Origin of the sequence: Crocosphaera chwakensis CCY0110, assembly GCF_000169335.1 — a bacterium.
Lineage (GTDB): Bacteria > Cyanobacteriota > Cyanobacteriia > Cyanobacteriales > Microcystaceae > Crocosphaera > Crocosphaera chwakensis.
In genome coordinates this window covers 149221-161483 of sequence record NZ_AAXW01000001.1, presented here as the reverse complement: position 1 = coordinate 161483, position 12263 = coordinate 149221, and the positions used below count along the sequence as shown (strand labels likewise).

At 37.2% G+C, this 12263-nt stretch carries 11 protein-coding genes and 2 pseudogenes; 8 read left to right on the top strand and 5 right to left on the bottom strand.

Features of this window, described 5'->3' with window-relative positions; all coding sequences use genetic code 11:
- Positions 1-16: 16 nt before the first annotated feature.
- On the top strand, positions 17-454 hold the full coding sequence (locus CY0110_RS00835; RefSeq protein ID WP_008272627.1) for a hypothetical protein: 438 nt from the start codon (positions 17-19) through the stop codon (positions 452-454).
- Between the two features lie 206 nt (positions 455-660).
- Positions 661-1560 (top strand): F0F1 ATP synthase subunit gamma, encoded by a 900-nt coding sequence (locus tag CY0110_RS00830; protein WP_008272626.1) that lies wholly within the window; start codon positions 661-663, stop codon positions 1558-1560.
- A 12-nt stretch (positions 1561-1572) separates the two neighbouring features.
- Here CY0110_RS00830 and CY0110_RS00825 read toward each other — a convergent pair whose 3' ends face one another.
- Positions 1573-2577 carry a metal ABC transporter solute-binding protein, Zn/Mn family gene (locus CY0110_RS00825; RefSeq protein WP_008272625.1) on the bottom strand — a complete coding sequence of 335 codons (1005 nt, stop codon included), beginning with the start codon at positions 2575-2577 and terminating at the stop codon, positions 1573-1575.
- A gap of 48 nt (positions 2578-2625) precedes the next feature.
- On the opposite strand from CY0110_RS00825, the gene CY0110_RS00820 reads away from it, so the two are divergent.
- Together CY0110_RS00820 and CY0110_RS00815 are read left to right on the top strand one after the other, a co-directional pair.
- Positions 2626-3375: a metal ABC transporter ATP-binding protein gene (locus CY0110_RS00820; RefSeq protein ID WP_008272624.1), complete on the top strand. Its 750-nt coding sequence runs from the start codon at positions 2626-2628 to the stop codon at positions 3373-3375.
- Positions 3376-3407: 32 nt separating this feature from the next.
- Positions 3408-4289: a metal ABC transporter permease gene (locus CY0110_RS00815; protein ID WP_008272623.1), complete on the top strand. Its 882-nt coding sequence runs from the start codon at positions 3408-3410 to the stop codon at positions 4287-4289.
- Position 4290: 1 nt separating this feature from the next.
- Here CY0110_RS00815 and CY0110_RS00810 read toward each other — a convergent pair whose 3' ends face one another.
- Both CY0110_RS00810 and CY0110_RS00805 read right to left on the bottom strand, forming a co-directional pair.
- Complete coding sequence (locus CY0110_RS00810; protein WP_008272622.1) at positions 4291-5358, bottom strand: WD40 repeat domain-containing protein; 1068 nt, start codon at positions 5356-5358, stop codon at positions 4291-4293.
- Positions 5346-5765, bottom strand: a pseudogene (locus CY0110_RS00805) (GTP-binding protein); the annotation flags it as partial. The gene CY0110_RS00810 and the pseudogene CY0110_RS00805, both read right to left, overlap by 13 nt.
- Positions 5766-5828: 63 nt before the next feature.
- Between CY0110_RS00805 and CY0110_RS00800 the strand changes: the two are divergent.
- Positions 5829-6231 (top strand): annotated as a pseudogene (locus CY0110_RS00800) (helix-turn-helix domain-containing protein); the annotation flags it as partial.
- Between the two features lie 14 nt (positions 6232-6245).
- Here the strand turns inward: CY0110_RS00800 and CY0110_RS00795 are convergent.
- The gene (locus CY0110_RS00795; protein WP_008272619.1) at positions 6246-7697 is read right to left on the bottom strand and encodes an IS66-like element ISCysp3 family transposase; all 1452 of its coding nucleotides are present in this window, start codon (positions 7695-7697) and stop codon (positions 6246-6248) included.
- A 402-nt stretch (positions 7698-8099) separates the two neighbouring features.
- Here CY0110_RS00795 and CY0110_RS00790 point away from each other — a divergent pair, with 402 nt between their 5' ends.
- Together CY0110_RS00790 and CY0110_RS00785 are read left to right on the top strand one after the other, a co-directional pair.
- Positions 8100-9086 (top strand): SidA/IucD/PvdA family monooxygenase, encoded by a 987-nt coding sequence (locus tag CY0110_RS00790; protein WP_008272618.1) that lies wholly within the window; start codon positions 8100-8102, stop codon positions 9084-9086.
- Between the two features lie 110 nt (positions 9087-9196).
- A complete protein-coding gene (locus tag CY0110_RS00785) occupies positions 9197-9562 on the top strand; it encodes a NirD/YgiW/YdeI family stress tolerance protein (protein ID WP_008272617.1) in 366 nt (121 codons plus the stop codon).
- Positions 9563-9592: 30 nt separating this feature from the next.
- On the opposite strand, the gene CY0110_RS00780 is transcribed toward CY0110_RS00785, so the two are convergent.
- Positions 9593-10489, bottom strand: a complete 897-nt coding sequence (locus CY0110_RS00780; RefSeq protein ID WP_008272616.1) for an alpha/beta fold hydrolase — start codon at positions 10487-10489, stop codon at positions 9593-9595.
- Between the two features lie 321 nt (positions 10490-10810).
- Here CY0110_RS00780 and CY0110_RS00775 point away from each other — a divergent pair, with 321 nt between their 5' ends.
- Entirely contained in the window at positions 10811-12202 is a 1392-nt protein-coding gene (locus CY0110_RS00775; RefSeq protein WP_008272615.1) for an MBL fold metallo-hydrolase, read from the top strand.
- Positions 12203-12263: the final 61 nt, after the last annotated feature.

The following is a 12263-nucleotide window of genomic DNA, read 5'->3' as shown; positions in this document are numbered from 1 at the left end:
ATTTTAAATATTTAGTATGGTTAAACATCAAGAAAATAAAACTTTTGAAGCAGATGGAACTCGTCCCATTGAAAGCCAAGAAGTAGAAATAGTAGAGACATTTGAGGAGGATGGAGTTCGTCCAGTCGTTAAAGGTTTTGATTATGTAACACGCAATCAAACAACTGAAAAGGATGATTCTAATAATCGCGAATCTAAAAGTTTTTCGACAAATAATAAGGATTCAGAAGTCAGAGAAGTTCTAAATATAGACAATAATGCTTTGACAGATTCTGATAATGTAGAAGCAGACAAGACGTTAGAAATAGATGGTGAACGTCCCGTAAATAATAGTGACACAAATGTTGTTGAAACTTTTGAAGCAGACGGAACTCGTCCCATTATGGCTAACAAATATCAGGTCGTAGATACATTAGATATCGACGGTGAACGACCAATTGCTTCACAACAATAGTTCAATAATAGTTTAATCCAATTAATCAGAAATCAAACAAAAAAGCTTATGCTAAATTAATAGGGCGAGTTAAATTAGCGATCGCTGATTTAGTAAGTCGGGTTTCGTTGCTGCACATATAGTTAGCTAAGAGTTAGGTTTCGCTGCTTTAACTAACCTACAGACTAAAATGTTTAAACTTTAGGAAATAGGTATCGGTTAACATCATGTCTCAAACCCCTGAATCTCTCAAAGCAACCCTTGATAGTGTTCAAGATTTATATTCGGTAGTAAAAACCATGAAGGCCCTTGCTGCTGTTAGTATTCGACAGTATGAGCAAGCAGTGGAATCTTTAGTGGAATATAATCATACTGTAGAGATGGGGTTTGAAATTCTGGCAAAAGAGCGTTATTTTGCAGGAAAATCTCTTGTTTTAACCATAAAAGAAAAAAATAATCTTCCTGACCCCAACATTGGAGCCATTATTTTAGGGTCGGATCAAGGCTTATGTGGTCAGTTTAATGAAAATATGGCTAAATATGCTAAAAATAAGCTTCAGTCCTTATCGAAGCCCAAAAATCTTTTTGTGGCAACGGTCGGCTCTCGCTTAATTCCTTATTTTAAAACCAGTTCCTATCAACTGGCCAATCAATTTATGTTACCTACTTCCGTAGAAGGCATCGGGGAAACGGTACAAGATATATTGTTAATGCTGGATGATTGGCAAGAAAAACATAAAATTAGCAAAATTTTACTGTTTTACAATCAACCCACTTCAGGATCTTCCTATCGTTCCTCTTATCAACAATTATTACCCCTTGATCGAGATTGGTTACGCTCTTTAGAACAAAAAGACTGGCCCACTGATACCCTTCCCACCTTTACCATGAACTGGCAAGACCTTTTTAAAGAACTGATTAGTCAATATCTCTTTGTGTCTCTCTATCGTGCGGTTGCTGCTTCCTTGGCCAGTGAAAACGCCAGTCGTCTTGCTGCTATGCAGTCGGCCCAGAAGAATATTGAAGAACATCTCGATGAACTCAATGGTCAATATCGTCGTCAACGTCAAAGTGCAATTACTTCAGAATTGTTAGATGTAGTGGCAGGTTTTGAAGCGTTAACTTGAAGCAATTTTAATTTATCGAGATTGAAAAGGCTGATAAGTTCCCCCTAATCCTATCACAATGGTTTGGGTATTAGAGATTAACATTTTTTGATAACTATCTCCGCTTGTTCCTGTTTCTCCTAACCCATCAGTGTAAAGTTGTTGTTGAGCAACTTTAACATTAGCTTCTTTTGCTACCGTTTCAATTAATTTAGGATTGATAGTATTTTCTGTAAAAATAGTAGGAACTTGGGTCTTTTTTACCTCTTTGACCAGTTCACTAACTCGTGAAGCTGTGGGAGACTCCTCTGTACTAAATCCCTCTAAGGCTCCCTCAAAGGTTAAATTATAAGCATTAACATAGTATCCTAATGCGTCGTGAGTCATCACTAATTTTCGTTGTCTGACAGGAATGGTGGCAATTTGTTCTTTAATCCAATTATCAATAGCGGTTAATTTTTCGGTCATTTTAACTTGATTATTTTGGTATTGTTCAGCCTGATCGGGTTGCAAAGTTTCTAATGTTTGGGTAATAACTTGCACTATTTTGATGCCATTATTCGCGTCATGCCAAATATGAGGATCGGGGAGATTTTCGGTTACTTGATCTCGGTTTTCTTCATGGTTATGATTATGATCATGATTATGTTCTTTTCCCATTAAAGGTTGAGAAACAGCTTGTTCATGAACTGCTATTTTAGGTGCAGAATTATTACTAGCTTCGATTAATTGGATTAAGCTGGCATCGAAATTATAACCCCCATACAAGATCAATTGAGCTTTATCAATGGCCTGTCGATCCTCTGGAGTGGGTTGATACAGATGAGGATCAACTCCTGGATCTAGTAAACATTGAAGATTGATAGTTTCTTGTGCCAGTTGTTCAGTCAGATCGCACAAAATACTGGTGGTTGCTACCACTAAGGGACGATTATCCGTAGGCGTTACAGCCTCTGGTTGGGACGTTGCACAGCCAACTAACCCCATTAATAGGGTGCAAGGAAGTAAGGAATAATTTAATTTGAAAAGACTTAACATAAGTTTTTTGATCCATTATGATAATGATAATCATTCTAGTTTAAAATCATGTTAGAAGTCCAGCATCTGGGAGTTAACTACCGAGGGGTGGTAGCTGTAGAAAATATCAGCTTTTGTTTACAACCTGGGGAAATTGTCGGGATTATCGGACCGAATGGAGCAGGAAAAAGCTCTTTAATCAAAGGTATCTTAGGATTAGTCCCTGTAGATCGAGGAAACGTCAAATTTCGTTTTCGTTCCTTATCGAAACAATTGGCACAAGTGGCTTACATTCCCCAAAGAAGCCAAATTGACTGGGATTATCCCATTACTGTGAAGAATGTGGTCATGATGGCCAGAATTCGCCATACAGGGTTATTTAAGTCTATTTCTCGCCAATCTAAAATGATCGTTCACCAAGCTTTGATGCGAGTGGGAATGTGGGAATTAAAAGATCGTCCCATTGGAGAGTTATCAGGGGGACAACAACAACGGGTATTTTTAGCCCAAGCATTAGCCCAAGAAGCAGAATTATTCTTATTTGATGAACCCTTTATTGGGGTTGATAAAAAAACTGAAGCGATGCTTTTTGAAGTATTTGATGAGTTAAAATCATCGGGAAAAATTTTATTAGTAGTCGGTCATGAATTGCGGGAAACAGCAAGAGAGTATGATCGATTTTTATTAATTAATAAAACTTTGATTGCTAATGGTTCTCGTTCTGAAGTTATTACGGCTGAGAATATTCAAGAAGCGTATGGAGATAATGTTATTTTCTTAAATGGTAGTCCTAATCATTTTCCCTCTGGAATCCGTTGATCTCCTTATTCTAATTTAAACTTAATTAAATAATGATTAATTTATTACTTGAACCCCTAACCTTTGAATTTATGAGAAATGCCCTAATAATTATTATTTTATTGGGAATTCTTTGTGCTGTCACTGGTAGTTATTTAATTGTCCAAAAAATGGGATTATTAGGAGATGTTATTGCCCATGCTGTGTTACCCGGATTAGCGATCGCGTTTTATTTAGGAATCGATATTTTTTTAGGAGCATTTATTTCGGGACTCTTAAGTACCTTAGTTATTTCTTGGATTCAATCTCAATCTAAAATTAAAGTTGATGTAGCGATGGCGTTAGTTTTTTCTGGGTTTTTAGCATTAGGAATCATATTGATTACTCTATTAAAAAGTAAAATTGATCTTCATAGTTTTTTATTTGGAGATATTCTTGGTGTGACCAAAAATGATTTTACTCGAACTTTGATGATTGTTATTTTCATCATTCTATTTGTCAAGCTTTTTTATAAAGAATTATTATTTTATACCTTTAATCCTTTGGGCGCACAAGCGATGGGATTACCTGTTAAATGGATTCATTTAGGGTTAATTTCTGCCATTACTTTAACTATTATTGCTAGTATGCAAGCGGTGGGAGTTGTGTTAGTGGTTTCTTTATTAGTCGGGCCAAGTATTACTGCTTATTTATTAGTTAAAGAACTCCATCAAATGATGATCCTTGGGGCTATTATTGGCAGTTTAAGTGGCATTATAGGAATTTACCTCAGTTACTACTTAAATGTGCCTTCAGGGGCAGCTATTGTGTTAGTGGTAACGAGTTTATTTTTATTAGCTTTATTGGTAAGTCCTTCTCAGGGCATTTTAACTCGTCCTGAAGTTATTTATCGAAGTAAACAGCTTTTAGATCAATTAACAAAATCAAGTAAATAATTTATCCAAATCCTCGACCTCGATAAGATTTTTTCAAAATAAATAATCCTCCCTTTTGCCCCCCGATAGCTAAATTTTCCCCCGAAGGATGCCATTCTAACCTAGAAAATTCTTCTAAAGTTTCTTGTGAACGTTGACCCAATTGTTTCGCTTTTTGCCATAATAATAATTCTCCATTTTCTCCGACTGATGCCAATAATAAACTATTCGGTTGAAACCCTATATCTGTAATCATATCTTCGTGGCCTATTAAACCCCATGATAACCAACCATCCTCGTCATTTTTTTCTTTTTTCCAAACAACAATTTCTTCTAAACAACTAACTGCTAATAAAGGGGCAATTTCTGATTTAATATTAGACCAAGTTACATGACGAATTTTTCCCCCAAACCCTGTCATACGCCAAGGAATTTCATCTTGCCAACGCCAAACTAAGACCGTATTATCTAAACAACTAGCAGCCAAATAGTCTCCATCCTTTGACCAAGCGATCGCAGTACAAGCTGCAGCCATTTCTACTACAATCGGGTCATCATTCCATTGATTAGCATTCCAAATTTTAACCCCACCATTACCAGCAACTGCTAAATTTTCACCCGATGGATGCCAACTCATTCCTAATACAGAAGAGGTTTCAAAGGGTAAAGTGGCGATAATTTCTTCAGCCACAACGTCCACTACTTGTACATAACGGCCTAAACTAAAGGCTAGTTGATTTTTAGTCGGATGCCAAGCTAAATGATCAATCCATTGGCCTTGTTTTCCCCAAGAATTAATTAACTCAATATGAGGCTTAATTGTCCAGATTTTTACCTTTCCTTCTTGTCCGGCTGCTGCCAAAAATTGCCCATCATGGGAAAATTCTAAGCAATCAATTGATGTTTCTTGGGGAGATAAAACTAACCTAGGTTCTTCAGTTTTAAGATTCCATAAGAATACCTCTCCTGACCCAGAACTGGCTGCTAAATAATCACTATTTGACCAAGCCAAATCAGTGACATAATCTGAGAGTTGCCCTGTCCATTGTAGTTCAAATAAAGGGGATAGATGTGTTTTTAAACCAGACACGCTTTTAACTCCTCTTTTAACTGCATTTCATCTAAATTGCGACCAATAAAAACTAATTCATTTCTGCGAATCTCTTCAGGTTTCCAAAGGCGATCGGGTTTAGCGTTTAACAACATATGAACCCCTTGTAAAACTAATCTTTCATTCATCCCTGCAATATTAAGAATTCCCTTCATTCTAAAGATATCTTGCCCTTGAGTTCTTAATAAATTACTGATCCAATTACTCACTTTCTCCATATCTAATTGTCCTGATTCTACAAAAGCAACAGAATAGACAGAATTATCATGTTCATGGGCATCTTCTGATAAAAAATTAGGATCAATTTCTAGGGCATAGTTTAAATTAAAAGCTTGAATACCTAACAAGTAATTCATGGCAATTTCAGTATTTTGGGTTTGATATATAGCATTTCCCTGACTCATGAGGTACATTATAGATTGTAATATCTATTACTGATGTACTAAAAAATGAAGCCTTATTCTATAGACTTTAGAGAAAAAATCATAGAAGTGTGGAAAAAAGAAAACCTCTCTATCAGGAATCTAGCTAAGCGTTTTGGAGTAGCGAAAAGCTTTATTCAAAAATTGCTTAAACAATATCAACAAACTGGAGATATTAGACCTTTACCGCAAGGAGGAAGCCCATCTCCTAAGCTTAATAGTGAGCAATTGGTTATTTTAGTGGAAATCATGGAAAAAAATAATGATGCAACTCTCGAAGAATTATGTGAGTTACTCTATAAAGAAACAGGAGTGCAAGTCAAAAAAACCACAATGGGAAGAATCAGCCAAAGATTGAATTATAGTGTCAAAAAAAACTTTATATGCACCTGAAAAAGACAATGAAAAAGTCCATCAAAAAAGAGTGAAGGTAAGGATTCAGGTCTAGAAGTTAGGAATTAGGGAAGGAAACAAACAATTCGGATGACCGACTTTGGCTATTAATGACTTCTCGAAAAAATCAATCACCGAACGTTCTTGACGACGACAAGTTTGAATAACCGTCAATAAGTTAGCTGTTTGTTTAAATCGTTCCATGCTTCTTGAACCCCCACTAACTTTCCGTTTCGTGATGGCTAATCTTAAGGATCTTTCAGCAAGATTATTATCAGGGGGGATCTCTGGATGCTCCAGAAAATACCACCATTGCTCTGCCTTTTGCCGAAGGTTTCGCAAAAGTTTTCCGGCTTCATAACCGGCTTTAGGCTTCCATTCTTCTGTGGCTATCTTTATCTTATCTTTGAATTGTCTTGCCCAAACTTGATAACCATGCCTATTCTTATCGTTTTGCCAAATACGATAATGACGGAAAGCTTCATCAATTAATTTGAGAAAAGTTTGACCGATGGTTTTGTTATATTGACCTGGAGTTTTTATTAATCGCTGAAAGTGACGGCGTAAATGTGCCAAACATTTCTGTTGAGCAACAACAGTATAACCATTGTAAACTCCCAAATCATCACTACTTAAAACACCACCATATTCATGGCCTAACTGATCTTCTAATTCCTTACGCCCCCTAGTATCAGCAGCCCGAAACAGGCAGAAAAGTTGATTGGTAAATACCCACAACCATTCTTTGACTCCCTTCACTGGCCAGGGTGTTTCATCAACATGAATTGGGGGTTGTTCTACTTTGACCCACTTGGATAATTGTTCAACCGACGGATTAATGGCTGTTTCTACTCGTTGATTGGTGGCTACGATGGTCCCCATACCTATCTCAATTTGCCCTAACTCCCACAACATCTCTTGTTGCTTTTCATAAGGTAGATGTCCATAATTCCCTAACCATCCCAGAAAAGCTTGTAACTTCACTCCTAAATCTTGTCCTGGGACGGTCTTGGGCGACCAATTCGCTTTGGTCACTTCACCACAATGCCCACAGCGACAATGATGACGATGATATTCTACTACCTCAATGGGTTTATCTACCAGTTGTGCTACCTGCTGAGAATCAACTTTCACTGGTTCTATTAATAATTCTGTTTGACCACAGTGACTACATATTGATGGTTGCAAGATTTGAATTCTGTCAATTCTCCCAAAGCCTTTCCTTGTTTTTCCCTTATGTCCAGGTTGTCCCCCTGGTTTTCTTTTCTTATCCTTATCGTCTTCAGTTGTTTTAGCCTTCTCAGACTTTTTCAATAAGTCTGTTGATGGGGGTTTTGATGAGGTTTGGCTATCTAAATTACGACTGAGCTTTAATTTTTCTATTTCTTTTTGTAGCTGCTCGATAAGTTTCTGTTGAGCCAAGATAATTTGTACCAACCCAGATTTTGACAGTTGGTTTAATTCGTCTGGATTTAACTGTACTCCTGGTTCAGTTTGACTCATACCGTTACTTTAGCGCAGTCAGCCTGTTTGTCAATATTTGCCACCTGAATCCTTACCTGTTTCTGTTAGAAGAACTTTAGTAGAATTAGCTGCTCATTGTCCTTTTCGTGAGGAAATACTCTGCATAATACAACGATTATCTTCGGGTAAACAATTGATTTTTTCCTAACATTCATCTCTCATAGGATTGGTGTATCCATCTAACGTTAAATTAGTCTTTTTTCTGTTCTTCCATTAATTTTCTGTGATTGAATTACGCCAATTCACTACTTTTTAAGAATCTATTTAATAAAAAATCGCTTTTGATGCTAATTTCTTATGTTTTTGGTTTTGTTTTTTCTTCATGAATAATGCAGGTTAAGATCCCCTGCGGTACATCATCCCCATCCTAACCCCTATCAGTTGAGAAAATTTGCAGAACATCGTCGTCAAGAATTATTTCCTCCCTATGACTTACCAGGGACAAATTTATTTAATGATTTTTGTGAGGATATTATTAAAAATTGGGACTTAGAAAATTTAGTTTATTCTGATAAAGTAACTCGAATTTTGCCGATCAAAGTTCCCTCTTCTCGTCGATTTCAGTTAATGTTAGAAAGTGGTAATCAATTCATTGCTCGTCGTGTGATTTTAGCGACAGGGGGTGGAATTCCTCAATTTCCTGATTGGGTCAATAACATTAAAAGTCCCTATCCTCAAGATAAATTATTACATTCTCAGCAGATAGATTTAAGAACGTTAAAAGTAAAAAATAAACGAATTTTAATCATTGGTGGAGGATTAACCTCTGGCCATTTAGCAGTAGGCGCAATTGAGCAAGGGGCTAAGGTTATTTTAATGGCAAGACGACAGTTAAAAGAAAAATTATTTGATGCTGATCCAGGTTGGTTAGGGCAGAAGTATTTAAAGGATTTTTATTTAGAATTAAACTGGGAAAAGCGATGGAAACTGATTCATCAGGCAAGAGATGGGGGATCAATGACTCCTGCCATGATGTTAAAATTAAGACGGATGACAAGGGATAAACCTTTAACCCTTGAAGAAAATTGTGAAGTCATTAAAGCTGATTGGAAAGATAATCAATGGGAAATAAAATGTAAAGATGAAAAACATTTTTTTTGTGATCAAATTTGGTTAGCCACAGGGACACAATTTAGGGTTAATGAGCATCCTTTGTTAACTGATATTCAGGAAAATTATCCGACTCAATTCGTTCAAGGATTACCTATTTTAGATCAATATTTACGTTGGCCATGCTTGGAATTATTTATTATGGGAGGTTTATCTGCTTTACAAGTTGGGCCGGTTGCTCGTAATTTAGCAGGGGCAATTAAAGGGAGCCAACGCATTGCTGAAGCCTTAATTAAGCCCAGTTTAGCTATGCTTTAATTATAACAAAAAAGCGAGGGTAGGTAAGACCTACTAAATATCGTAGATCAACAATAAATAATTTGTTAAACTATCAATAGTAGTTATTCTCAATCAACAATTTCAGTATCATGAAATCAGCAATTTTCTTGACGCTTATTTCTCTTGGAATAACCAGCCATTCTCTTGTTAATGCTCAAATTCCTATCCGAGAACTACAACAAAATACAGGGATCTCAATTTCTGGTGAAGTCAAAGATGTGGTAGGCAACGAATTTATTTTAGATGATGGAACAGGACAAATTATTGTGGATGTAGGTCCTCGTTGGTATCATCAAATTAATGTAACTTCTGGTGAAAAAATAACCGTTGTCGGTGAGTATGATGATGATGATTTTGATGCTTATACCATTAGGAAAAATAATGGTGAAGTGATTCAAATTCGTCAACCCGGTAGCCCTCCTCCTTGGGCTGGTGGTCGTCATAAAGTAAAATAAGAATTATCTGAGATTTTCATCATTTTCATATTAACTTTGTAGAAAATTTTGCATCGTTTCTGTTACTAATTCTGGAGATTCTTCATGAACTCCTAAAGTACCGGGTAAACGGACAATAGAAATCTTATCAATGGAGGTAATTGCCTCCATTTCTTGTTTAGAATAAGGGGGAGATTGTTCGGCAATAATAGTTAAAATAGGTTGAGATAAAGATTCAATTAAACTGAGAAAATCATTTCTACTTTCTATGGGGTCTAATGTTCCTGTGACAAAAGCAACAGGGGAAAATCTTGCGCCTTCTCGTTGGGTAATATTGCGTTTATTGGTAATAAACTCATCGGTTAATTTTGTGCTATCAGTATAAACATGACGGCGATACATGAACTTAAGAAAACCAGGGGTTGTATTTAGATAATAAAGAAACTGTCCAATGATAGGAGTTCTAACTAAATTTTTTACTAAATTTCTGATACTTTTGGGAACACCCATTACTCTTAAAGGTCCACGCCAAGTGGGAGCAACTAAAATCAGTTTACTAATAGTTTCAGAGGCAATTTTAGCTAATTCTAAAGCATAACCAACACTATGACCTGCAGCAATAATGATCACAGGTTCTTGAAAAGTATTGTTAACAAAATCTTTAAGTAATTGATGATAAAGTTGAGGATTATAATCTAAAGCAGGCCGTTGAGAGTCTCCAAATCCTAACCAGTCTAACAAATAAACTTGATATTCTTTGGCTAACAATTGAGCAATTCTTGCCATTTCTGTCCGACTCGAAACGGTACTAAAAGCAGGTAAGAGTAAAACAGGATTTCCTTGACCTAATGTTTCATAAATTACTTGAAATTGCTGATTTTGCCAATGCCAAGTATATTGATCGATAGTTGCTTGAGGGTTGATTTTTGATGCTTGAATCGTATTCATAAAAATCAATTATTGTCCAGCCTTTGTAACAAATATTAAAGAAAATTATCGATTATTGTTTCTCTGATGAGCTACTAACCAATGATGGCAATTATAACAAAGTTTATATCAATATAGAGTGAGTCCTGTTAATTTTTCTTGTCGAGATTTTGTTACGATCTTGTTAAGAAAGCAACCATAAGAAATTGTTGAAGAATGGTGGAGTAAATCTGTTGAAAGAAAGAGGATCGAGATTTTGAAGTGGGATAAGATTCCAAAAGAAGCACTCAACAAAACATTTCAAAGTGAAGAAAACTTGATAGCAATTTTTGAGGAAAAACAATGTATTTCCAGCAATTTTATTTAGAAAGTCTCGGTCATGCGTCCTATTTCATTGGCTCGGAAGAAACAGGTGAAGCCTTGGTCTTAGACGTAAGAAGAGATGTAGACATCTACTTTAAAGAAGCTAGTTCTCAGGGGATGCGAGTTAAATATGCTGCCGATACTCATCAACATAACGACTACCTGAGTGGAATTTGTGAGTTGCCTGAACGTGGAGAAGTACAGTTAATTGGGAGTGCGCGTGCCAATTTAGGTTATAATGTGCGTTCGATGGGAGATGGCGATCGCTTAGAAATGGGAGAAGTGGTCTTTGAAGTCTTGCATACGCCCGGTCACACCCCCGAACACATTAGTTTATTGGTTCGCGATCGCTCTCGTGGTGAAGAACCAGTCATGTTGCTTTCTGGAGGCGCATTGTTAGTCGATGATGTGGGTCGTCCTGACTTATTAGGTTCTGCTGAGGATATTCAAAGCCACGCCAGTCAACTGTGCCAGACACTACAAGCCAAAATACTCAATCTACCTGATTACGTGCAGGTTTATCCGACTCATGTGGCTGGTTCCCTTTGTGGCGGTAGTATTGGCAGTCGTCTGTCGACGACGATTGGTTACGAACGACGAATGAATCAGATGTTAGCGAGTATTGCGTCTAAAGACGAGTTTGTTGAGCAATGTATTAATTTAGACCAACTTCCTGCCGTTCCGCCCTATTGGTCACGAATGCGAAAACAGAATCAGCAAGGTCCACCGTTATTGGGAGTCCTCGCTAATCCTCCGGCCTTAGATGTCGAGCAATTTGATCGCTTGCGTTCTCAAGGGATGATTGTTTTAGATTGTCGCTCCCCAGAAGCTTTTGCCAGTCACATTCCTGGTGCGCTCAACGTTTACTATAGTTCTTCTTTTTCGACTTGGGCAGGTACCATTTTGCCTCCCGATGTGCCGATCATTTTAGTGCTGGAGAAAGCAACTGACCTCTGGGATATCTGTTGGCAGTTACTCCGTATTGGTTACGATTTGCCAAAAGGCTGGTTAGCAGGGGGTATGAAAGCCTGGCGGACTGCAGCCAAAGAACTAGAGTTTATGCCTTTAATGAGTGTGCGAGATTTGAGTCGACAGCGTGAGCAGCTATTTGTACTAGATGTCCGTCAAAAAACTGAATGGCGAACAGGACATATTAAAAGAGCAACCCATATTACAGGGGCAGAATTACCCGAAAGATATCAAGAAGTCCCCAGAGAAAAAACTGTGGCGGTTGTTTGCGGAAGTGGTTATCGTTCCTCCGTCAGTGCAAGTCTGCTCAAACACAAAGGATACAACGATGTTGTTAATGTCTTAGGGGGAATGACTGCCTGGAAAAATGCTGGCTTAGAAATGGTTAAGGAAGAAACTTAGAACTTAAAACGATAATAGGTAGAATATGAGGGAATTCTACTAAAGGACGCAAATACTTATG

Excerpts from the sequence above, each read along its gene's own strand:
- CY0110_RS00780 (WP_008272616.1), bottom strand. The coding sequence starts at position 10,489 with ATGAATACGATTCAAGCATCAAAAATCAACCCTCAAGCAACTATCGAT.
- CY0110_RS00815 (WP_008272623.1), top strand. The coding sequence starts at position 3,408 with ATGATTAATTTATTACTTGAACCCCTAACCTTTGAATTTATGAGAAAT.
- CY0110_RS00775 (WP_008272615.1), top strand. The coding sequence starts at position 10,811 with ATGTATTTCCAGCAATTTTATTTAGAAAGTCTCGGTCATGCGTCCTAT.
- CY0110_RS00795 (WP_008272619.1), bottom strand. The coding sequence starts at position 7,697 with ATGAGTCAAACTGAACCAGGAGTACAGTTAAATCCAGACGAATTAAAC.
- CY0110_RS00785 (WP_008272617.1), top strand. The coding sequence starts at position 9,197 with ATGAAATCAGCAATTTTCTTGACGCTTATTTCTCTTGGAATAACCAGC.
- CY0110_RS00830 (WP_008272626.1), top strand. The coding sequence starts at position 661 with ATGTCTCAAACCCCTGAATCTCTCAAAGCAACCCTTGATAGTGTTCAA.
- CY0110_RS00820 (WP_008272624.1), top strand. The coding sequence starts at position 2,626 with ATGTTAGAAGTCCAGCATCTGGGAGTTAACTACCGAGGGGTGGTAGCT.
- CY0110_RS00835 (WP_008272627.1), top strand. The coding sequence starts at position 17 with ATGGTTAAACATCAAGAAAATAAAACTTTTGAAGCAGATGGAACTCGT.
- CY0110_RS00825 (WP_008272625.1), bottom strand. The coding sequence starts at position 2,577 with ATGTTAAGTCTTTTCAAATTAAATTATTCCTTACTTCCTTGCACCCTA.